Consider the following 21,730-nt stretch of genomic DNA (forward strand, 5'->3'; position numbering starts at 1 on the left):
GTTATTGACCTCCGGACTAATGTGCGTCTTTGTACTCAGGATGCTCGAAAAGAACAGGCATACGAGTAGTGATGAAGCGGTATGTTGTAATAATAAGAGTTACAACAAAGATAGAGATGCCGATCTCCATGAGGCTCGGGAAGTAACGCTCAGCAGCAGGGAGCTGCCAGTTGTATGCAACCATGCTCACGTTGAAGCGGTTTACAACAATGCCGAGTACGCCGAGTACAGAAGCAATGCGTACAATCTTCAGGTTCTTTTCACGTACGCCGATTGCGTAGAGGAAAGAAGGAAGCAGTACAAAACCGAACATTTCAACAAGGAAGATAGCACCGTATCCGGTAGCAAGATATTTCCAGTCATTATCCATAGTGATGTCGAACACTTTAATGAAGAAGTAACCGATGAGAATGAAGGAGGCAGCTTTTGCAAAGCCGAATGCCACACCGTTTGCTTCTTTAAGATGCGTTTCGTCCATCATACGATGCAGACCTTTATGCGCCAGAGTGCCTTCAAAAATTACCATGGATGTACCAGCCACCATGGAGGAGATGAAGAAGAACACCGGCATGAAACTGGAGTACCAGAGCGGGTGCACTTTGCCCGGAGCAATAAGGAACAGAGCGCCGAGGGAGCTCTGGTGCATTGTGGAAAGTACAACACCCATAATGGTTAACGGCAGAGTGAGCTTTACTACGAAGTTACGTATTTTGCGCATGCCGAGCCATTCGAATGCTGCAGGAGACCATTCTACGAAAAGAACGGACACATAGAGGGATACACACAAACCAACTTCAAAAAGAAGGGAGGTGGTACCCTGTGAGTATACCAGCGGGTACGGGAGTCTCCATGGGTGACCCAGATCGTACAGAAGAGCTACAACTACGAAGAAGTAGCCAAGAAAAGCTGTTGTGATAGCAGGACGCACTGCGGAATGGTAGTGCTTCATGCCGAAGAGGTAGCAGGATGCGGAGGTAACGTACCCACCGGCAGCCAGTGCTACACCACACATAAGGTCGAAACCGATCCAGATACCCCAAGGGTTGTTGTCATCAAGGTTGGATACAGCGCCGATACCTTTGTAGAAACGCAGGAAAGTGAGCACCAGACCGCCCGCAAGAATGATGGCGGTGATGATGTTTCCGGCGTGCCAGAATTTTTTCTGCTCATTACTCATTATGCATCTCCCTCAGGCTTGGAGCTTTCTTCTACTTCTTCGCTCTCAGGGTTCTGGAGTGCAGCAAGCTTTTCTTCAAACTCTTTTTCTGCTTTAGCGACAGCTTTCTTTGTTTCGCGTTCAATGGAAGCAGCTTTGTCTTTAGCAGCTTTATCCATTGCAGCTTTAAGCTTGTCATCAGCAGCGGACTGAGTTTCAGTAACAGCCTGTGCAACAGCGGCTTTCTGGTCTTCAGCAGCGATTTTTTCTTTACGCTTGCTGATTGCATATGCACCGGTAAGGAGAACAGGCCAGATGCCTACTACCATAGGTACAGCACCAAGAGCGCCGGCTGTGAGCTCCGGAGCGGACTTTTTACCAACAACAGGCTGACCGAGTTCGGTATGTTTAACCGGAGCAAGGTAGAGCCAGTTGGTTCCGCCAGCTTCTGTTTCGCCGTAAATCTTCTTCACGTAGCGATCAGGATGCTTGCGGATACGTTCGCGAGCGATTTCAATAAGGTCAGAACGCTTGCCAAAGGTAAGAGCTTCTTTTGGACATGCCTGAACACAGCCAGGAAGCTTGCCTTCTTTGATGAGCGGATGACACATAGTACATTTCTGAATGAGTGGATCTAATGGATCTTCGTATTCAAAAGTAGGAACAGAGAATGGACATGCGATCATGCAGTAGCGGCAACCAACACAAACGTCGCCGTTGTAAGTAACGGAGCCGTCAGGGTTTTTGGTGAACGCTTTTACAAAACATGCGGAAGCACATGCCGGTTCCATGCAGTGGTTACACTGCTGTTTACGGAAGATAGGGTGATCCAGACCTGCAACATTGTACTTATTAACTACAGTGTGCGTGGTGGAGTTGGTTCTGCGTTTGGTGTCCAAAACGGAAAGGTCATCAAATGCCTTTTCCGGTTTTGGGAAGTTATTAACTGTATTACAGCCTTCTTCACATTTGCGACAACCGATACAACGGCTGCTGTCGTGCAGCACACCCATTGCGTCAGGATATCCGTCAAATGAAGCGTTGCTGGCAGCCTTCGCCTTAGTAGTTCCCAATGTGGAAGCAATACCGGCGCCGCCAAGCAGGCTTAGGAATTTTCTGCGATGCATAATTGCTCCTTGATTCCTAGTTAGCGCGTGCGGCGTGGCAGCCTGCGCACTCAGTGTTCTGTGGCTTCTGAATATTCATTTCGGTGTGACAGGTCATGCACTGCTGATGGTAAGCAGCTTTAAGGCCCGGACGGTCACCGTTTTTGAATGCTTCGCTGTGACAGCTCTGACATTTAGGCGGTTTGATGCTCATTGGGCTCTGATGGTGACAGGCCTGACATACTTTGCCTTTTTCAGCGTGGAAACTGCCAGCAAGTTTGCTGTCCGCAGTTGCGTTGAGCATAGTTTCAACGATTTTGCGGTGCGGCATATTGGAAGCTTCGTATTTATCTGCAAGAGCGTCGATTTTTACGAATTCAGGGATTTCTTCAGCGGTGTAGGTCACTGTGCCGGATTCGCGTGCAGCAATAACTGAAGCAGCAACAGCGTTACGCTCTTTCTTGCTCATTTTTGCTGCCTGCTTAACGGTAACGCCGTTGGCGTTGTGGCAGGTTGCACAGGACTGTTCGTTAAAGTTCTGAACTGGAATCATAGAGTGACAGCCTGCACAGGTAGGATCCTGAGCAACACGCATTGCGTGACAGCCAACACAGCTTGCAGAAGACTTAGCGTCGTGCATATCGCTGTAGAGAGGCTTGAAGCCGTCTTTTTCGTTACCGATGCCGTTGATGTGGCAAGTGCTGCAATCTTTCACGTTTGCTTCATGCAGTTTGTGGTCAAACGCCACTGGTGCGATGTCGCTTTTTGCTGCGGTATCAGGAACGATAAGGAGTGAATCCGGCTGGCCGCGGTCAAGGCGTTCAGCAGGCACTGTTTTCATAGCTTTCTGAGCTACAGGGCTGTGACAGCCTGCGCAGGTAACAGGACCTGTAGAAGCAGCGTCTTTTTTCGCTTCGCTCATATGACAGCTGATACAGCTGGAGTGAGCTGCGGCTTTAGGGCATTTGTATTTAACAAATCCTTCGCCGTAGCCGTTATCATTGTCTTCTGTACCCGGTACGTAGGTAGCTGTGCCGGCAACAACATCAACATTCATGTGACAAGCGCCACAGTTTTTGTCCTGCTGTGAAACAACGATTTTTTTAGATGAAATATGACGTGCGTGCAGGGATTTATCCATGTCGATTGGTTTACGGTCTGAAACCATATTCGGCTTTGGATTGTGACATGAACGACATTCGCTTTCCAGAGGACCAGTGTCCTGACCGGCTTTAGCCATGTCGGCATGACAGCCTACACAGTTCTGGTGATATAAATCTTTCAGCTCGTTAGCTGACATATCACCTGTTCGTTTGAAAGTAAGTTCCATGCTGCCCTGTTCACTTTCGTGACAGGTTGCACAGTCTTTATCCATTTTTTTCAGCGCATCAGTATGCAAATCATGGCGATACGTAACGGCTGGCAACTCCATATCACCAAGCTCGCCGATAACATTAATGGTAATGATATCGGAATGTTTCTCGGCAGAAGCAGCTGTAACATTGGAGCTGTGCGCATTAATACCGACGACCGATACAAGCGCTACAACCATCAGCATGCCCGCCAAGCGAAGCAGTGATCTTCCCTTCATCATAGTGGCAGTCCTTTCGATGAAATATTTACTCGTCCTCAGACACCCCTTAGCCATCAACCTCTTGAGAGTTCCCCAACTTCAAGAGTAAAGCAGAACCGCGCAGAACTAGCCATGCGGCCTAAGGGCACTGTGGCAGTCTGGATATGTATGCGGTTGCACGGGCGTCGTAAAAAATACGGTGCCCGATAACTCATCGGTAAACCGGTGATTTTAAAACCTACCGATTCGGTATGAGTTATTATCATACCGACGGGGTAGGGTATTTGTCAGCTTTCGTCAAGAGAGTAAGAGAAGTGTGGGTGAGTATTTTTTGTGTATAATTATCTGAAATATATCGAAAAAAATACTTGTTCAAAAATATACAAAAAAAGTAGGAATTATTGTCCAACGAGTGAGTAGACAATTAGATTTGATTTTTTTGATATTAGTGTGATGAAAAAACATCGTTCAAAATGTCTTTTGACGATGAGTAAGAAGCTTAGTAAAAATGGAGTTGCTTCAAGATTTCAAATGTTGAAAAAAGGATCAAACGGTAATGAGCTTGTTTGTAAATCTTCCCCTAAGTTTTGCTGCTAAGGAACCGCGATATATTGATATGCTTATAGATCAGGGTGTGTACCCTGAACTTGGCATGGATACCTTTGCTGTTCAGAATCTTGATTTAAAATGGCACATACAAACAGCGGAACGATTTGCTGAAGCAGGGCTTTCCTGCGGCATCCATCTTCCTTTTTTTGACCTAGCTCCGGGGAGCCTGAATGATGCTATTTTACGGGCAACACGTGAAACCCTGCACAAGGCTTCACTTTTTGCGCAAGTGTATGAACCAACACACTTTGTAGGGCATCCCGACTATGAAGCCGGACAACACGACTTGTATTACGATGAATGGCTTGCTCGTTCACGTAAAACGTGGTTGCAATTTCTAGAACAAGATCAATCCGGTGCGCAGCTTTTTTTAGAGAACACATTTGAATTGTCTCCGAAGCCATTGGTGGATCTTGTCCAGTCTCTTCCTGAAGATCGTGTGGGGCATTGTTTTGACGTGGGGCATTGGCACTCTTTTGCAAAAGGTGCTCAGCGTAAGGATTTGAGTACATGGTTGGAGGCATTTTCTCCGCGCCTCGGGCATCTTCATCTACATGACAATGATGGTTCAGGTGACCAGCATTTAGCATTAGGGGCAGGATCAATACCTTTGATGCAACTCTTTGATTACATACAGGAACATGAGCTTTATCCCACGGCGACACTGGAGCCGCATACAGAAGAGGCGTTTCCTGCATCCATTGAATTTTTAGAGACACACAGTACTTCTGTTTGTTTTCTGGCATCGGATGAAGACGTGAGATAACAAGTCTCTTACGATACCTTTGTGGTTTCAGATAGAATAGAAAAAAGGCAGTTCCCCGTATTGAGGAACTGCCTTTTTATGTTTTCAGCTGACCATGCTGCAAAGAAACATTGCAGAGGTGTGAAGAGAACCGGATAGGTTGTGGCTTACACAGGGTGCTCGTGTATCTCTGAAGCGAGCGATTTTTTTGACGCAAATAATTCTGCGATATCCTCGAATACCAGATAAAAACACGGTACAAGAATCAATGTAATCATGGTTGCGAACAGAATACCGAACCCGAGAGAAATAGCCATTGGGATAAGAAAGCGTGCTTGGCGCGATGTTTCAAGGATCATCGGTGCAAGGCCGCCACATGTGGTAATCGTGGTTAACAAAATTGGTCTGAAGCGTTTAATCGCACCTACGATAACCGCCTCATTTGTTGTAGAGCCTTCCCGCCTCAGACGGTTGATGAAGTCCACAAGCACAAGTGAATCGTTCACAACAACCCCTGCCAGCGCGACTAACCCAAACATACTCATGAGACTGAGAGAGTAGCCCATGACGAGATGGCCGATGACAGCCCCGACCATTCCGAACGGGATAGCCAACAGCACAATCAGTGGCTGCACATAACTTTTGAACGGAATAGCCAACAGTGCATATATTGCAAGAAGTGTCAGAAGTAGGCCTTGAATAAGGCTTTGCACACTATCTCGCATGTCCGCTTGTTTGCCTTCCAGACTATAAGATAACCCTGGGTATTTTTGGAGAAGGCTCGGGAGAATATCTTTTTGTACTGTGTTTACAACCTGTTCAGAAAGCTTGCGAGGAGTAACGTTACCGGTAACGCTTCGAATACGTTTTCCGTTTTCACGTTTAATAGATGTGTCAGCAAACCCTCTAGTGATAGCGGCAGCATCACGCAGAAGCATTTCGCCACCCGATGGAAGCTGAAGTATTAAGTCGTCAAAGGTAGCCAGCGAGGCACGTTCGTTTTCAGGGAATCGAACTCGTACAGTTACTTCGTCCTGCCCAACTTGCTGTTTTAACGCCTCTGCACCGTAGAATGCATTACGCAGCTGGTCGGCAATTTCACGTGAGCTAAGCCCCGCAGCTTCACCGGCCGGAAGGAGCTTGATGTCGAATTGACGCTTGCCTTGGGCATTACCATCGTCAACATCACTGACCCCTTTCAAAAGCTCCATAGCTTTGGCAAGCTCTCTAGCAGCTTGTTCCAAGGTATCAATATCTCGATGGGTAAGCTGGATCGTAACCCCTTTACCGGAACCCGGGCCGCCTCTATCAGCGAGAAAATCTACGGTTTCAACACCGGCAACTGTTCCGACAGCATCGCGCCATTCTTCAGTTACCTGAGAGGTGGACGCAGGGCGGACATCTGGAGGTGTAAGATAGATTCTTGCACTGATTTGGTTGTTGTCTACGCTGGTGAAGACCCCTGTACTCAGTTCGCTTCCTCCATTTTTTTCAACAACTCCGTAGGCTGCATTTATAAGCTTTTGTTCTACTTCCTGAATGCGTTTAACAGGTGTGCCGTATGGCATAGTGATCGCGCCGTAGGCGTAATCAGACTCAATTGTCGGGAAGAGAACCATGCCTAAACGTCCAGAGAGTGCAAACCCCACGGTGATGAAGAGAATAGCCATAGCAGTACCAAGTACTGCGTATCTGTACCCGATAATTTTGCTTACAAAATTCCCGTAGTTGTCTGTAATAAAATGTTCTACCCGAGTACTGAATCGTTGCTGGAAGTTGATAAGCCAGCCGAATCCGGGAATACGGGACTTATCACTGCCGTGGGATAAGTGGGCAGGCAGAATAAATAAACTTTCAATAAGTGAAATGAAAAAGACTATACCGACAACGACGGGAATATATTTAAATATTTTTCCCATAGTGCCGGGCACAAAGTAGAGCGGAAGAAAGGTGACAATGTTTGTAATAACACTGAATGTTACCGGAGCCATAACCTCTTTTGCGCCGTCAATGGCTGCTTGAAGCCGGCTTTTTCCTAAGTTCCTGTGGTAATATACGTTTTCCCCTACAACAATCGCATCATCCACAACAATACCGAGAGTAATGATGAAGGCGAACATTGTGATCATGTTGATGCTGAAGTCTGTGAAAGGAAGAAAAACAAAAGCACCGAGGAATGAAATAGGAATACCGAGACTTACCCAGAACGCGAGACGTATTTCAAGGAACAGCGCCAGAAAGATAAAGACTAACGCCAGTCCTAAATATGCGTTGCTCAGCAGTAAGTCCGCTCGATCCTGAAACATGACGTATCGGTTATGGTGGGAACCTACTTGGATATCCGGTGGAAGTGTTTGTTTGAATTCTTCCACAACATCAAGTGCGGATGTCGCAACACTCATAGGGGTCTGAGAGCCAATACGATACACATCAACAGAGACTGCACGATCACCGTTGAAACTGCTCCACTGATCAGTATCTTCAAATCCGTCCCATATGTTGGCAATGTCACCAAGGTAAATGGATGCACCGTCAGTGTCTGTAAGAACGGGAATTCGTTCAAAGTCTTTTGCTGTAAGTTTTCGGTCGGTTACTCGAACGAGAATTTCACCCTGAGCTGTTTTAAGGCTGCCGCCACCAAGTTCTACAGACGCGGCTGCAATTTTTTTGGCTACATCGCTGAGAGTTATGTTGTATTTACGCAGGGTGTTTCGAGAAATTTCAACGTGTGTTTCTAAGTCTCGAATACCTGTTACCTCAGCCTGAGTTACTCCTTCACTTTGGAGGAGAGCATCTTCAAGTTGCGTGGCGTAATCCCGAAGCTTTAATTCAGAGACCGGACCGCTGACAACAAGCGTCAACACGCTACGCTTTCGGGAATCAATCGTAACCCTCGGGTCTTCGGCTTCATCCGGAAACGTTGTTATTCTTTCAACTTCGGTTTTAATATCCTGCCAGACACGATCAACATCTGCGCCGTCAACGAGCTCTACAACTACATTTGCATTGTTTTCGCTTGCGGTTGAGGTCACATCTTTTACATTTTCAATGCCCTGAATGGATTCTTCAATAGCTTGAATAATAGAGCGTTCAATTTCTTCTGGACTGGCACCTTGATAGACGACAGATACGGAAATTGTATCAAGTTCAATTTCTGGAAAGACTTCCTGTGTGATGTTGTTACCGAGAATCAGCCCGCCAACGAGAAAAAGGATCATCAACAGGTTTGCAGCAACGGAGTTACCCGCCATCCAAGCGACAGCCCCACGGTTTTTTTCCGGTTCCGGTGCGCAGGGAGCCTTATGTTGCGAAGCAAGTGGAGATTTTTTCATTCACTACTCCGCAGTAACAACTTGCTTAGTGGAAGGCGGCATTCCATCTTCCTGTTCGCTTGAGTTGAACTCTGGGATGGGTTTCGGAGCCTGTTGTTTTTCAACATTAAGCAGCATTCCGGAGTAAGGATTACTAAGGTACGACGAGATAATGGCGTCAGATTCCGTAATGCCGCTTGAGACGTATACCCAGCTTTTTGAAGTCCATACAATTTGAATCGGCTTGATAATAAGCTGGCCGTTTTCATAAACCCATACTTGGTTTTCATTGCGGACAACTTCACGTGGAAGTTTGTACACAGAGGACAGCGAATTGCCTTCAATGGAAACATCTACATAGTCTCCAAGCATAAGCGGCATGGAGAAGTCTTTAGATGCAAGGCCGCGTGGGTCTTTAACTGCAACCACAACGCGGGCAAGTCGGGTTGATTCCGTAAGAGAGCCGGTAAGACGCAGCACTTCACCTTTCCAGCGCGACGTACCTCCCTGTCGTACGACTTTGGCTGTAATGGAGTCACGGGAGAGCCCAAGGTATTCGAGCCTGTCCAAAGGAACAGCTGTTTCTACCCAGTATTCTTTTATGCCGACGAGTGTAGCCAGCAGAGTTGATGTGGTAACTCGGGAACCTAAATCAACATTAGTTTCCTGAACCATTATATCAAACGGTGCATGGAGTTCGCAGCGGGCGATATTAAGTTTTGCTTGATCGACATCAGCCTTGGCTTCTTCAATCGCAGCTTCTGCTTTCATTAGCTGTGGCTTACGCAGGGCAAGGTCAGTACTGTAATCCTGAACACTCTTATCCGATTTTAGTAATCGGATACTTTCTTTAGCGACTCGCTGTTGTCCTTCTTCAAGCATCAGCTCAGCTTGAGCACTGGCAAGAGTGCTGATGCTTTTTCTTAGCGCGATTTCATAGTCACTGGTGTCGATCCGAAGAATAGGCTCACCTTTTTTGATGATCCCGCCAGCAGCGAATTGAGGTGATATCCATGAGATGGTGCCGGAAACCTCAGGTTGCAACTCTACTTTTTGTGCAGGAACTACAATGCCGGTTCCTTTGACTTTCATGGAAACACTGCCTTTAGTGGCATGCATTATTTTTACAGTCGTCCGTTTTTCTTCCGGTGCTTTTTTATCAACTTTAGGCTTTGAACCCATAAAAGCAGAGTACCCACCGAAGCCGATGAGGAGCATGGCAAGAAATACAGCGACGTTAATAAGTTTTTTACGGGATGTAGGATTATTCTGCATACCGGTTATATCCCCTCATTCTTTGTGGAAGGTGTGGTTGTTCGGACGTTGGCAAGATTGTATGTCCAGCCGCCTCCCAGAGCGCGATAGAGTGTGATGCGGAGTTTAATGAGCTCAGCTTCTTGCTGCAGCATCTGGCGTTCCAGTCCTTGTACGTTTAAGACTTCCTGTAATAACGGCAGGTAGCCGCTTTGCCCTTGCAGGTAACGTAAACGTGCATCCTGAAGGGTTTTAGCTGTGGCATCACGCTGTGCAGCAATCAAGCGCAGATATTCCTGCTGCTGTTCTTCATTTACAAGAGCATCTTCTACTTCCTGAATAGCTTTGGAAACAGTCTCACTGTAGGTAGAGGCTCGTTCTTCAACAATGGCTCGTGTACGGTCAACTTCAGCCGCGCGAAGCCCGCCGTCCAGTAACGGTTGCATAACATTACCGGCAAGAGTCGCAACCCAGTTGTTAAAGAGTACGGCTGCTACACTGCTTTTGAATGCAGCATCTGCATTGAGAGTAAATTGTGGAAGTCTGTTTGCACGTGCTTCAGCAACATCCCACTGTGCGGAAAATAACTCTAATCCGGCAGAGCGGACGTCCGGTCTGTTGACCAGAAGGTCGGAAGGAAGCCCTGTCGCAGGCAAAGCGATAAGATCAGGAAGTTCTTTTTGTACGATTGTAGGGCGCTCAAGCGGGGTGCTGCCTATTAGAACTGAAATTGCGTTAAGGAGCACTTGCTCTTTTGCAATAAGTAAAGGCAGTTCTGATTGGCTTGATGCTAAAATCTGGCGCTGCTGCAATACATCTACTGATTCAGCAATACCATTTGCGAAGCGTAATTCCTGAAACTCAAGTTGTCGTCTGTTGTTATCGATTTGCTCGTTAAGAATAGCGATTTCTTCACGAACTCTGAGTAGATCTACCCAGTTTTCAGCAATCGATGCTGCTACTGTTACTGCCGCAGCATCAAGGTCTGCGTAGGTTGCATAAAACTGTTGTTCACTGGCACTACGTTGGGCTTCAATGCGCCCCCATAGATCAAGCTCATATGCCGCTGCTGCACCAACTTCATAACTTTGGGTATCGTCATAGGTACTTTTAGCGCCAGTGTTGGTTTTCGATCCTGTTCTTCCGGCTTTTGCTCCGCCGGTAAGGTCGAGAGTAGGGTACTGTTCTGCTCCAGCACGTTCTAAGTTCGCTGCTGCTTGCTTGAGACGGGCATAGGCGATGTTGATGGTAAAGTTGTCAGAAAGAGCCTTATCAATAAGAGCATTTAGTTCCGGACTGTTAAAACTTTTCCACCATAATTTATCTGATTCCTGCCCCGCTACATCGATAGAGTACGGTTTATCGAGTGAAACATTCGGCTGTAGGGTTTGTGTAGGGGCAAATGGCGCGCACGCAGAACAGAGCATTGTGCTCACAAGAAGCGCTGGAAGTAAAAATTTAATCATATAATCCTTTTAGCGTGCAATAAGGTTTTTTATCTACATCGAAATATGTGTTGTTGACGTGTCAAGTAATGCCAATATCTTCGTTGTCATGTCAACAATCGTTTTGAAAATTTATAAAACCTTATATTCAACCTGAAGTTTTTTAAAGCCGAAAACTGTATTGTTTTTATACAATTTTTAGCTGTACTGTTGGGGTGGAAAGAGAGTTATCAAAGTTTTGCTTACAAATTGAAGGTAGAAGCGTTACGAACTTGTAATCTGCTACTCGTTGACGCTCTATGCGCAGAACATTATGTTTCACGTCGTATAGACACCATTGCAATATTATTCGGAGTATCTGTGACTGACAGCACAATTAGTCTTAATCCAGAAAAAGTAAGGAAAATTCTTGTTTGCCAGCTTCGGCAGATCGGGGATGTAATGCTTTCCACACCAGTGGCAGAGCTACTCGCACAGAAGTTTCCAGATGCAGAGATTCATTATTTTACAGAAAAAAAATGTGTCCCTGTTCTTGAGAATAATCCGTATATTTCTAAAATATGGGCGCTGGATAAAAAAGAACTGTCGAACCCTGTTAAGGAGTTCGCTTTTTATAGAAAGGTTGCACGCCAAGGGTATGACCTTATGGTGGGGTTACAGCACCTTCCGCGTATCAGGTGGATATCGTATCTTACGGATGCTCCTGTAAAATTGAGTTACAATTCCTCATGGATTAACGACATCGGGTATACCCACTTAACGCCTGCAAAAAGCGGCTATGCTTCTGAGTCAAAAGCCGCAATCCTGGCTCCTTTGGGCATTGAGTGGAATTTTACGACTCCTAAGCTGTACCTTACGGATGAGGAGCGAAATGCAATGTCTGCCCAACTTAAGGAGTGGGGTGTGACTGATGAGCATAAGCTTATTACTGTTGATGCAACCCATCATGATCGCGGTAGAAAGTATCCTCCTGAAAACTACGCAAAAGTCATTAGTATTTTAGCTGAAAAGCATAAGGATTTACGATTTGTCCTTCTCGCCGGACCGGGGGAAGAGGGCATTTTTGATGAAATTCTTAGCGCCTGTGATACGCCGGAAGCTGTGATTGTGCCTTCCCCGAGTTTGCAGCTACGACAGGTTGCTGCATGTCAGGAACGAAGCCTTTTACATTTCGGTAACTGTTCTGCGCCACGCCATATGTCTGTAGCAGTAGGAACTCCGACGTTTGTTATTCTTGGTTCAAGTAGTGATGCATGGCGCTTCCCTTCCAAAGAGCATACAACGGTCAATTCAGATATAGAATGTTGTCCATGTAACAGTACTTCCTGTTCTTTGGACTACAAGTGTTTGTATGAGTTAGATCCTGCTCTTGTTGCTGCTAAAATTGAAAAGCATATTGAAGTCATAACTCGTTAGCTTCATTAATATACTATGACAACATCCTGACATTCTTTCATACTGTACTTCGTGTAGTTGCAGCCTATGTTGCTTTAATTTCTATTTAGAGAGGCCGGTATGAAAAGATTGTTGATAGTGTGTGTGGCAATACTTGCTATGGCGTTATGTTCTTCAGCTTTCGCAAAAGGGTATTCTCACGGAAAAATGTCTCCGGATGAGCGTGTAGCACATATGACTAAAATGCTTGATTTGACTCCAGATCAGCAGACAAAAATAAAAGATATCATTGTGCGTCGTGATGCGGAAATGAAGCCGCTCTTCAAGTCACTTTCTGAAGCAAATGACAAAGAAGAACAGCGTGAAATTAAGATTGATATTTTAGAGCAGCATCAGAAGTACAGAGATGAATTAAACGGAGTGCTTACTGATGAGCAGGCTAAAAAATATCAGGAATATATTCAAAGTCGCAAAATGATGCATAAGAATAAAAAATAACCATTTCATAAAAAAAGGGAGAGCTGAATTGCTCTCCCTTTTTTTAGTGTGTACCTGAAACCGTTAAAAGCCTTTAATAGAGTTAAGGCAGAAGGTAACGGCAGGTTTGGTAATTTCATCACGTTCCGGCCAGAAAATGCGGCGACGGTTAAGTCCAGCAAGAAGCCAGGTGATAATTTCCGCAGTACTGTCTACTTCAATATCTTCGCGCACAGTACCGTCTTTAATTCCCCGTTCAAGACAGGCAACGATAGTCTGTTTCAGTGCGTCAGTCATATTTTCCATAGCAATTTTTGCGCTTGGAATTGTGGCATATGTCGTTAGGATAACTTTGTATCCTGTCTCATTTTCATTAACAAAAACCACAACGTCCTGGATGAGTGTCTCTAAAAGGCAGTAGCCGGATTTCTGGCGAGCCTTTATCTCATCGAGCATACCTTTGTACTCTGTAATGAGCTCTTCAATAATCTGGTCAAATATCTGCTGTTTCGACTTGTAATGTCTGTAAATAGCAGCATCTGTCACATGAGAAAGCTGGGCAATGAGAGCAACAGTTGTGCCCTTAAAGCCTTTTTCTGCAAAGAGTTGGCGTGCATTATTAAGAATTAGTTCTTTGGATGAACCCATGTCTGCCCCACGGTGTTAAATGATGGTCCTGTAATATACGGGAACCTTATCCTTATCTATTAGTGGAAATAGAAAAGAAAATCAATGCGTTGTGATCTACAGTAAATCCTTTGGGGTTCCTGTGTAATCACGGGCATCTTCTTTGCCCCGAAGTACGCGTAAAACGCCGCCTGCAAGTGCATGCATTTCTTCTACAGCAGGGAAGATAATAGCAGGTGCAAGCGGTGGTAAATTGTTAATAATAGTTTCAACAAGTTTCTTGCTGTTTGCCATACCGCCGGTGAGTACATACCCGTCAACGGTAACCGGTGCGCTCTCCCCTTCATCAAGGTGCATGAGCGCTGGAAGAAGTCCCGAGAGCTCTTTTGCAATGCAGTATGCAAGAGCGTCGAAAACCTGCTGCGCTTTCGTATCGCCAGCGGCCATACGTTTTTCTACTTCGCGCAAGTCATTGGTGCCAAGGTGAGCCCAAAGACCGCCTGTTTTCAAAATACGTGAACGTAGTTCTTCGTAAGTAAAGGTGCCATTTTTGACAAGGTCAAGTACGCCCAGTGCTGTCAGGCGTCCAGTGCGTTCCGGTGAGAACGGACCGTCGCCTTCCAGTGCATTGACCACATCACAAATTTTACCGTTACGGTGTGCCGCTACAGAAACCCCGCCGCCCATGTGACAGACGAGGAAGCGGCTGTCTGCATATTCTTTTCCCAGTTGCTCCGCTGCCTTTCTGGCTGCCGCTCTTTGAGAGAGGGCATGAAAAACGCTGCGTCGCGGTAGTTCCGGTAGACCACTGAGTCTGGCTCTACTGTCCATTTCGTCGGTAACAACGGTATCAACAATATATGCCTTTACTCCGTGCTCTTTTGCAAATTCGAGTGCTAACGGTGCACCGAGGTTGCATGCATGTTCCCCGTATCTGGCTGACTCCAGATCTGTGAGCATGGCAGGTGTAACATTCCATGTGCCGCCATGCATTGGGGCAAGAAGTCCTCCACGGCCAGCAATACCGGCAAATCTGACGGTATCCATTCCGTATTCTTTGAGTACTGCTTTAATGGTGCTGCGTCGAAGTTCCATTTGCTCAAAAGCAGTATTAAAAGCGAGGGTTTCGTGTTTTTCATGTTCTGCTGTGTGTGAGAAAAGTTCTTTTTCTCCGTCAAAAACAGCAACCTTGGTAGAGGTAGAACCCGGATTAATTACCAGAATATGCTCAGCCATTAAGGCGACTCCTTTTCACCCATAGCCATAGCAATGGCCAGTGCAATCGAATAGAATTTTGTACGGTCAGTATCACCACGGGAAGGAAGTACAATCGGTACTTCGCTGCCGGCTACCATGCCGGCCATATCCAGATTCATAAGTGCGGTAAGCGATTTGTATAAAATGTTTCCGCTCTCAATGTCCGGTGCAACAAGGATATCCGCCTTGCCGGCAACCGGATTGTCGACGCCTTTACACTCTACAGCACGCATGGAAACGGCAAGATCAAGTGCAAACGGTCCGGCAACATGTGCGTCGCCGAATTCACCCTGTTCTGCCATTTTGGCAACCATTTGAGCATCAAGGGTTGCGGGCATGGCAGGGTAAATAACTTTTTCTGTTGCTGCGAGCATTGCGACTTTCGGTTGCTCAATTTTAAGCACTTTTGCTACGCGCAAGGCATTTTTAACAATATCAACCTTACGTTGCATGTTCGGCGCAATGTTAATTCCGGCATCTGTGATAATCATCAGCCGGTCATCGTTCGGAGCATTGAAAAGCCCGACATGGGAAAGAACGCCTTTAGGCGGCATACCGGTTTCTTTATTAAGAATTCCGCGCAACAGTACGTCGGTATTAACCTTGCCTTTCATAATGGCGCTGGCATGGCCTTCTTTCACCAGTTCAATACATTTTGTAACTGCTTCAGCCGGCTGCGGCACGTGATGTTTCTCAAATGGGGAAAGATCAAGATCACGTTCTGCGGCAAGTTCTTCAGCAAGTTCAATGTCACCTACAAGAATAGGTTCAGCAATTCCTTTTTGGTGTGCTTCTACACACGCGCGTAAAACAAAACCTTCAGCACAGGCTGCAACAGCGAGTTTTGTATTTACGTGGCCTTCAATAATGTAATCTGCAAGGGACTGAAGGGAATTTATAGGCATAGTGTGTTTCTCCGGCCTACTTATTCGTCGCCGCGTTTCAGGGCAACAACGCCGGTTCTGCACAGATTGCGGATGCCGTGCGGGCGTAGCATTTTAATAAGGCCGTCAACTTTATCTTCATCGCCGGTAATTTCAACCATGATGGTTTCTTGTCCCATGCTGACAACATCTGCACGGAAGACTTCAAAAATTTGCATAACCTGTGTCATGGTATCTTTTGTAAAACCGACTTTAATAAGTGCCATCTGGCGGTCTACAAAATCATTACGCTCAAGTGTATCTACTTCAGAAACCGCAGGTAGGTTTGCGATGTCATCAAGAAGAGTTTTGATAGTAGCAGATTCGCAATCAACAGTGATTACCAGTCTTGAAACTTTAAATTCCTCTGTTTCAGCACAGGAAATAGACTTGAAATTGACGCTGCGGTCTCTGAAGACTGCTGTAACGTCTGCAACAACACCCGGCTGGTTTTTAACCAGCGCAGAGATAGTGTAAATCATGTAACACTCCTTACTATCTGTAACTCTTACAGTGGGCTAAATAACGATAGCGTATCACTGCGTAAAAGTTATGCAGTGGTCAGTAACTTCTTCCTAATATATTCAATAGCGATAGGAAAGCTTGAGTTAAGAAAAGTACACAAGTTAGTAGGTGCAAACAAGTTAAGAAAAGTAGCTTGTTTTTTGAGTAGATATAATAACAGGGCTACCGAAAAAACGGTAGCCCTGCTGAAAGTTCTATAATGTTGGTTTATTACAGGTCAAAGCGTCCTTTTTCATCCATAACAGGACATACTAAATCAACACCTGATCGGATATGGAGATCCATTAAGGTTCGCAGGGAGTAAGGAGTATGTCTCGATAATCGGATAATGAACGTGCGTAGAAGCGAAGGCGTTGCCCGCCCCTGCAAATAAAGACGTCTCATCCACTGCCATCGCGCTTTGTACGGATAGCACTGTTTTACACCTGTTGCCCGAACAGCTCGATCCATCGATTCGATGGCTAGATCGCCTCGGCGGACGAGTTGGAAGTCAATATCTGGTACGCGCTGCCCCATATCATCACCTCGTGTTTCGCTAAAAAGGGGGGATTTCCCACACTATATTTCTGCCACCCGCTACAGGCAGGAACAATTATTGTTTCTGAAATCAAAATATGTATACTGAAAATAGCAATAAGGAGAGTGGTATGTGGAAGATTCGCGGACTGTTTTTTATGTTGCTATGGCTGGTGCTCGCAGCGGTTGCATCTGCTGGGACACTGGAGCGGCGTTCCGTTGCAGAAGTGCATGCTTTGCTGAATGGTGCGGAGCAAAATGTTATCCTGCTTGATGTACGTACTCCGGAAGAATATGCCACCGGTCACCTTAAGGGGGCGGTGTTATATGATTATCACGGTGATGATTTTGAACGGAAATTGTCACAACTACCTAAAGAGGATACGATTGTGATCTATTGTGCGACTGGCTATCGAAGTATTCGTGCTGCACGTCTTCTTAAGAAGATGGGACATACTGTTATTCATATGGACGGCGGTATTGAAGTATGGAAAAAACATGGGTATCCGGTAGCTAAGTAGAAGGCAGGTTTTCTTGCCTATTGCTCGGAAAGCATATACATAATCGGAAAAATAGACTTGCATCTCTATGAGATTAGGAGACGTATTATATGTGTGGAATTATTGGGTATACAGGTCATCGACCTGCTGTTCCCCTTGCAGTTAAGGGTTTGAAAAGCCTGGAATACCGTGGTTATGATTCAGCCGGTGTTGCGTTTGTACAGAATAAACAACTTACGACTGTGCGTGCTGAAGGGAAGCTTGTAAACCTCGAGTCCAAGCTTGAAACCATGAATATTTCTCTTGCAACATCCTGCATGGGACATACCCGTTGGGCAACGCACGGTGCACCGATTGAACGTAATGCCCATCCACATAGATCATGGGACGAATCTCTTGCGATAGTTCACAATGGAATTATTGAGAACTATCAGGAGCTGAAAGACCTGTTGACCTCTAAAGGGTATGGTTTCCGTTCAGATACAGATTCTGAAGTCTTCTGTAACTTGATTGCTGAAGGTGTTAAAGAAACCGGCTCTCTTGAAAAAGGGTTGAGCTGGGCTGTCAATAAGGCTGACGGCGCGTATTCTGTACTGGTTATGGAAGCAGAAAATCCGGGTGTAATTTATGGCGCTCGATGTGCGTGTCCGTTTGTTCTCGGTGTAGGGCAGGGTGAAAACTTTGTTGCATCTGATATTCCGGCGTTTTTAGCGTATACCCGTAATGTTGTTTTCCTTGAAGACGGTGAGATGGTACGCATTGACGCCAACAGTTGGACTGTAAAAGATGCGCGCACGCTGACTCCTATCGAGAAAGAAGTCCATCATATTGAGTGGGATGTTCAAGCAGCACAAAAAGACGGCTACAAGCACTTTATGCTTAAAGAAATCTTTGAGCAGCCGCGTGTAGTAAAAGATTGTCTTGCTGGACGGGTTAACTGGCGTGAACAGACTGCTGTTCTCCCTGAGTTGAGTGAAATGCCTGTTCCAAAGCGTTTGCACATTGTTGCATGTGGTACGAGCTTTAATGCTGGACAATGGGCACAGCATTTATTTGAAAGCTGGGCGCGTATCCCTGTTACTGTGGAAATTGCATCAGAGTTCAGATACCGCGATGTCATTCTTGATGAAGGTGATGTTGTTCTTGTTATCAGCCAGTCCGGTGAGACCGCAGATACCTTGGCTGCATTGCGTATCGCAAAAGAACAGGGTGTTCCTGTTGTGGGGCTTTGTAACGTTGTTGGTTCTTCCATTGCCCGTGAATCTGACGTTACAGTTTACACTCAGGCAGGGCCTGAAATTTCAGTAGCATCAACCAAAGCGATGTGTTCCCAGATGGCAGTATTGCTTCTGATGGGACTTGCTTGGGCAGATAGAAAAGATTTGCTTGAGGTGACACTGCGTCGTGATATTTTTGACGGACTCCACAAGCTTCCTGAATTGTTGGAAGCGGAATTGCCGCGTATTCGCGAAGATGCAAAGCGTCTTGCGCGTGAGTACTCTACAGCACGCAGCTTTTTCTTCCTTGGTCGCGGTGTAGGGTACCCGCTTGCAATGGAAGGTGCACTCAAGCTTAAAGAAATTTCATATATTCATGCTGAAGGGTATGCTGCCGGTGAAATGAAGCACGGCCCTATTGCCCTTATTGATCCAGAGTTTCCAACTTTTGCTATTGCGTTGCATGACCAGTTCTTTGCCAAGGTTAAGTCAAACCTTGAAGAAGTTCAGGCACGCGCAGGTGATGTGATTGCTTTGACGAACCCGAACTCTGATCTTTCTGTGAAACATAAATGGGTGTTGCCGGAATGCGTTTACCCGCTTTCCTCTTTCTTGGTGCTTCCGGCGTTACAGTTGTTCAGCTATGAAGCTGCGGACTACCTTGGTAAAGACGTGGACCAACCACGAAATCTTGCCAAGAGTGTTACCGTAGAATAGCAGGACATTTTATTGGTATTGTTGGTAAGAATCCTTCCTGCTTTGTTTTTTAAACAGGAAGGATTTTTTATGGATAAGAATGGTTGAGAAGAGCGGATTACTTATGCTGTAGCAGAAAACAGAAGATCGCTGCACGTGCTATCTTCATAGCAAGGTTTTCGTTTCTGGAACAAAATTGTTTGGTTACAGAAACAGGAAGGTGCATCCTTGTGTCTGCATACATAAGTTTCGTATGGATAACGTATGGGGGAATTAGAGAGCTGTCTTACATTTAAGGAAGGAAATATGCTGCATTCAGAGCCATTATGGGCTGAAATAGATCTTTCTGTAATTCGTCACAATATTCGGGAAATTCGTCGAGTCGTTGGAGACAAAAAGGCGATGCTCGTTGTGGTAAAAGGCAATGCTTACGGTCACGGAGCGATTCAGGTCGCTAATGCTGTTGTTCGTGAAGGGGCTGAGTATTTGGGCGTTGCTCGGTTGAGCGAGGCAATTATACTCAGAAATGCAGGTATTAAAGCGCCTATTTTAATACTTGGCTATACTCCGCCCGACTGTGCACCGCGCCTTGTAGATTTAAAGCTGACGCAGACTGTACATTCATGTGAGTATGCAGAGCGTCTTGCGTCTTTTTTGCATTGTGCCAAGGCAAAACTGACTGTTCATGTCAAAATCGATACGGGCATGGGACGGTTAGGGCTGCTTCCGGAAACTGCTCCGGGGCAATCTTCCATTGTTGACCGTGTTCAGGCTATTGCGGCCCACGGTGTTTTCAACTTGGAAGGCATATATACACATTTTGCTGCCAGCGATGCAGAATGCCTGGACAATGCATATCGCCAGTTAGAATTATTTAAGCAGACACTAGATTCTTTGCAGACTGCGGGATTTGACTTTCCGCTTGTTCATGCTGCAAACAGTGCGGCCATTATGACAATGCCTGAAGCCCATTTTAATATGGTGCGTCCGGGAATCGTCACGTACGGGTTGTATCCTTCTGACGCTGTAGATCGTAATCTTATGGATTTGCGTCCGGCAATGACTGTTAAGGCTTCGCTTGTGAGTGTTAAAGAGGCTCCTTGCGGCACAACTGTTAGTTACGGACATACACATGTCTGTAAGGGGAACACTTGTATAGGTGTGGTTCCTATCGGCTATGCAGACGGATATGACAGATATCTTTCTTCCAAAGGGATAATGCTTGTACATGGCAAGCGTGCTCCAGTTGTAGGCAGGGTCTGTATGGATCAGACCATGATTGACTTGGGTGCAGACTCTACTGCGCAGTGTGGTGACGAGGTGGTCATACTTGGAAAGCAAGGAGATAGCTCAGTAACTGCAGATGATATGGCACAGATGCTCGGTACGATTAATTATGAAGTTGTTGCCAGCCTTATGGCGCGCGTACGGCGAGTGTATATTTAACCTGTGTTTAATAGAAAAAATGAAAAGCCGGAGCAGAAAACTGCTTCGGCTTTTTTTATAGTCCGTCTTATATAAAAGGCTGACAGCACGTGTTAATCTTTATTTTTTGTCTGCAATTAAGTATTGCTAATCTTGATTTCGTAATTTTAGTCTTTCATTGAGAATAGTAGGTGGTAGCGTGAATTCTATTAATATGCATGTTGGTGAAAGCCTGAATATCCAGTTAGCTAGCACGGGACAACGTTGCTGGGGGGAAGTAGTTGGATTCAAAAAGGATAAGTACCTCCTTGTTGAAACCGGTAAGAGTCTCAACTCACCTACTTTTTTACCAGAAGATTCTGTTACCGTACGATGCATCAGTAACGGTGACGGAGTGTTGTGCGGTTTTCGAACGACAGTCGCACGTTATTTGACGGAACCGTTTTCACAGGTGATTTTGCATTATCCTCGAGAAATTGAGCAGATGCAGTTGCGCAATGAATCAAGGTATAACTGCTTTTGTCCGGTTACTGTACATTTTGAGGAAAAGATGCATGAGGGGATGCTGATAAATATCTCAGAGCACGGTGGAAAAGTCTTGTTAGCAGCTTTGCCTGAGAATGGCGACACGGAGGCGGAAGAGTATCCGTTTTATGAGGATCAAAATATTTCGCTGAATATACGACCATTTGGTTCGGCATCGTCAGTTGTTGTTGATGCTGTAATTAAACGAATTATTATGCGTGAAGGCGGGATGACATTAGGATTGTTCATCGATGAGGTTGTTGATGAGCAAAATGTTTTTTCTGAATTTATAGAGCGATGTAAAAAATTTAGTGATGTAGAATAAGGGCTGTTTAGGAGCTTCTTGTCCACAATGTTTGGAAACCGTTTGGGATGTAATCAATCACAAACGGTTTTTTGATGATTGCAACGCTAGCGAAGTAGAAAAACAGAAAACCCCTTCTGGTGA

Annotated in this window: 18 protein-coding genes; 7 read left to right on the forward strand and 11 right to left on the reverse strand. The window is 45.7% G+C overall.

Going from position 1 to position 21,730, the window contains the following annotated elements; translation table 11 throughout:
• Window positions 1-16: 16 nt before the first annotated feature.
• The 3 genes from hmcC to hmcA are packed head-to-tail and all read right to left on the reverse strand — an operon-like array spanning window position 17 to window position 3,856.
• Window positions 17-1,177, reverse strand: coding sequence for a sulfate respiration complex protein HmcC (hmcC, locus tag QZY95_RS12110; protein ID WP_290923848.1), 1,161 nt, complete (start codon window positions 1,175-1,177; stop codon window positions 17-19).
• Complete coding sequence (hmcB, locus tag QZY95_RS12115; protein ID WP_290923851.1) at window positions 1,177-2,283, reverse strand: sulfate respiration complex iron-sulfur protein HmcB; 1,107 nt, start codon at window positions 2,281-2,283, stop codon at window positions 1,177-1,179. Before hmcB ends, hmcC begins: the two co-directional genes overlap by 1 nt.
• A gap of 16 nt (window positions 2,284-2,299) precedes the next feature.
• Entirely contained in the window at window positions 2,300-3,856 is a 1,557-nt protein-coding gene (hmcA, locus tag QZY95_RS12120; protein ID WP_290923854.1) for a sulfate respiration complex hexadecaheme cytochrome HmcA, read from the reverse strand.
• Between the two features lie 535 nt (window positions 3,857-4,391).
• Here hmcA and QZY95_RS12125 point away from each other — a divergent pair.
• Window positions 4,392-5,210, forward strand: coding sequence for a TIM barrel protein (locus QZY95_RS12125; RefSeq protein ID WP_290923856.1), 819 nt, complete (start codon window positions 4,392-4,394; stop codon window positions 5,208-5,210).
• Between the two features lie 146 nt (window positions 5,211-5,356).
• Here the strand turns inward: QZY95_RS12125 and QZY95_RS12130 are convergent, their stop codons facing one another.
• From QZY95_RS12130 to QZY95_RS12140, 3 genes are read right to left on the reverse strand one after another with little or no spacing between them, the layout of a single operon-like run.
• On the reverse strand, window positions 5,357-8,521 hold the full coding sequence (locus QZY95_RS12130) for an efflux RND transporter permease subunit (protein WP_290923858.1): 3,165 nt from the start codon (window positions 8,519-8,521) through the stop codon (window positions 5,357-5,359).
• A 3-nt stretch (window positions 8,522-8,524) separates the two neighbouring features.
• Complete coding sequence (locus QZY95_RS12135) at window positions 8,525-9,775, reverse strand: efflux RND transporter periplasmic adaptor subunit (protein WP_290923860.1); 1,251 nt, start codon at window positions 9,773-9,775, stop codon at window positions 8,525-8,527.
• A gap of 5 nt (window positions 9,776-9,780) precedes the next feature.
• Window positions 9,781-11,220, reverse strand: coding sequence for an efflux transporter outer membrane subunit (locus QZY95_RS12140; RefSeq protein WP_290923862.1), 1,440 nt, complete (start codon window positions 11,218-11,220; stop codon window positions 9,781-9,783).
• 339 nt (window positions 11,221-11,559) lie between these two features.
• Between QZY95_RS12140 and QZY95_RS12145 the strand changes: the two genes are divergently transcribed.
• Window positions 11,560-12,615 carry a glycosyltransferase family 9 protein gene (locus QZY95_RS12145; protein ID WP_290923864.1) on the forward strand — a complete coding sequence of 352 codons (1,056 nt, stop codon included), beginning with the start codon at window positions 11,560-11,562 and terminating at the stop codon, window positions 12,613-12,615.
• 99 nt (window positions 12,616-12,714) lie between these two features.
• Entirely contained in the window at window positions 12,715-13,092 is a 378-nt protein-coding gene (locus QZY95_RS12150; RefSeq protein ID WP_290923865.1) for a Spy/CpxP family protein refolding chaperone, read from the forward strand.
• Between the two features lie 63 nt (window positions 13,093-13,155).
• Here the strand turns inward: QZY95_RS12150 and QZY95_RS12155 are convergent, their stop codons facing one another.
• The 5 genes from QZY95_RS12155 to QZY95_RS12175 form a co-directional block, all read right to left on the reverse strand.
• Window positions 13,156-13,719: a TetR/AcrR family transcriptional regulator gene (locus QZY95_RS12155; protein ID WP_290923867.1), complete on the reverse strand. Its 564-nt coding sequence runs from the start codon at window positions 13,717-13,719 to the stop codon at window positions 13,156-13,158.
• 96 nt (window positions 13,720-13,815) lie between these two features.
• The gene (buk, locus tag QZY95_RS12160) at window positions 13,816-14,934 is read right to left on the reverse strand and encodes a butyrate kinase (protein ID WP_290923869.1); all 1,119 of its coding nucleotides are present in this window, start codon (window positions 14,932-14,934) and stop codon (window positions 13,816-13,818) included.
• Window positions 14,934-15,860, reverse strand: a complete 927-nt coding sequence (locus tag QZY95_RS12165) for a bifunctional enoyl-CoA hydratase/phosphate acetyltransferase (protein ID WP_290923871.1) — start codon at window positions 15,858-15,860, stop codon at window positions 14,934-14,936. The genes buk and QZY95_RS12165 overlap by 1 nt, the downstream gene beginning before the upstream one ends.
• Window positions 15,861-15,880: 20 nt before the next feature.
• Entirely contained in the window at window positions 15,881-16,360 is a 480-nt protein-coding gene (ilvN, locus tag QZY95_RS12170) for an acetolactate synthase small subunit (protein ID WP_290923872.1), read from the reverse strand.
• A gap of 253 nt (window positions 16,361-16,613) precedes the next feature.
• Entirely contained in the window at window positions 16,614-16,919 is a 306-nt protein-coding gene (locus QZY95_RS12175) for a hypothetical protein (protein ID WP_290923873.1), read from the reverse strand.
• Between the two features lie 131 nt (window positions 16,920-17,050).
• On the opposite strand from QZY95_RS12175, the gene QZY95_RS12180 reads away from it, so the two are divergent.
• The 4 genes from QZY95_RS12180 (at window position 17,051) to QZY95_RS12195 (ending at window position 21,607) form a co-directional block, all read left to right on the forward strand.
• Entirely contained in the window at window positions 17,051-17,440 is a 390-nt protein-coding gene (locus QZY95_RS12180; RefSeq protein ID WP_290923875.1) for a rhodanese-like domain-containing protein, read from the forward strand.
• A gap of 89 nt (window positions 17,441-17,529) precedes the next feature.
• Window positions 17,530-19,353: a glutamine--fructose-6-phosphate transaminase (isomerizing) gene (glmS, locus tag QZY95_RS12185; protein ID WP_290923877.1), complete on the forward strand. Its 1,824-nt coding sequence runs from the start codon at window positions 17,530-17,532 to the stop codon at window positions 19,351-19,353.
• Window positions 19,354-19,638: 285 nt separating this feature from the next.
• On the forward strand, window positions 19,639-20,778 hold the full coding sequence (gene alr / locus QZY95_RS12190) for an alanine racemase (RefSeq protein ID WP_290923879.1): 1,140 nt from the start codon (window positions 19,639-19,641) through the stop codon (window positions 20,776-20,778).
• Between the two features lie 178 nt (window positions 20,779-20,956).
• Window positions 20,957-21,607 carry a PilZ domain-containing protein gene (locus tag QZY95_RS12195; protein WP_290923881.1) on the forward strand — a complete coding sequence of 217 codons (651 nt, stop codon included), beginning with the start codon at window positions 20,957-20,959 and terminating at the stop codon, window positions 21,605-21,607.
• Window positions 21,608-21,730 lie beyond the last annotated feature (123 nt).

The sequence above is a fragment of the Halodesulfovibrio sp. genome (genome assembly GCF_015482765.1).
Classification (GTDB): Bacteria; Desulfobacterota; Desulfovibrionia; order Desulfovibrionales; family Desulfovibrionaceae; genus Halodesulfovibrio.

Excerpts from the sequence above, each read along its gene's own strand:
- hmcC (WP_290923848.1), bottom strand. The coding sequence starts at position 1,177 with ATGAGTAATGAGCAGAAAAAATTCTGGCACGCCGGAAACATCATCACC.
- hmcB (WP_290923851.1), bottom strand. The coding sequence starts at position 2,283 with ATGCATCGCAGAAAATTCCTAAGCCTGCTTGGCGGCGCCGGTATTGCT.
- hmcA (WP_290923854.1), bottom strand. The coding sequence starts at position 3,856 with ATGATGAAGGGAAGATCACTGCTTCGCTTGGCGGGCATGCTGATGGTT.
- QZY95_RS12125 (WP_290923856.1), top strand. The coding sequence starts at position 4,392 with ATGAGCTTGTTTGTAAATCTTCCCCTAAGTTTTGCTGCTAAGGAACCG.
- QZY95_RS12130 (WP_290923858.1), bottom strand. The coding sequence starts at position 8,521 with ATGAAAAAATCTCCACTTGCTTCGCAACATAAGGCTCCCTGCGCACCG.
- QZY95_RS12135 (WP_290923860.1), bottom strand. The coding sequence starts at position 9,775 with ATGCAGAATAATCCTACATCCCGTAAAAAACTTATTAACGTCGCTGTA.
- QZY95_RS12140 (WP_290923862.1), bottom strand. The coding sequence starts at position 11,220 with ATGATTAAATTTTTACTTCCAGCGCTTCTTGTGAGCACAATGCTCTGT.
- QZY95_RS12150 (WP_290923865.1), top strand. The coding sequence starts at position 12,715 with ATGAAAAGATTGTTGATAGTGTGTGTGGCAATACTTGCTATGGCGTTA.
- QZY95_RS12155 (WP_290923867.1), bottom strand. The coding sequence starts at position 13,719 with ATGGGTTCATCCAAAGAACTAATTCTTAATAATGCACGCCAACTCTTT.
- buk (WP_290923869.1), bottom strand. The coding sequence starts at position 14,934 with ATGGCTGAGCATATTCTGGTAATTAATCCGGGTTCTACCTCTACCAAG.
- QZY95_RS12165 (WP_290923871.1), bottom strand. The coding sequence starts at position 15,860 with ATGCCTATAAATTCCCTTCAGTCCCTTGCAGATTACATTATTGAAGGC.
- ilvN (WP_290923872.1), bottom strand. The coding sequence starts at position 16,360 with ATGATTTACACTATCTCTGCGCTGGTTAAAAACCAGCCGGGTGTTGTT.
- QZY95_RS12175 (WP_290923873.1), bottom strand. The coding sequence starts at position 16,919 with ATGGGGCAGCGCGTACCAGATATTGACTTCCAACTCGTCCGCCGAGGC.
- QZY95_RS12180 (WP_290923875.1), top strand. The coding sequence starts at position 17,051 with ATGTGGAAGATTCGCGGACTGTTTTTTATGTTGCTATGGCTGGTGCTC.
- glmS (WP_290923877.1), top strand. The coding sequence starts at position 17,530 with ATGTGTGGAATTATTGGGTATACAGGTCATCGACCTGCTGTTCCCCTT.
- alr (WP_290923879.1), top strand. The coding sequence starts at position 19,639 with ATGCTGCATTCAGAGCCATTATGGGCTGAAATAGATCTTTCTGTAATT.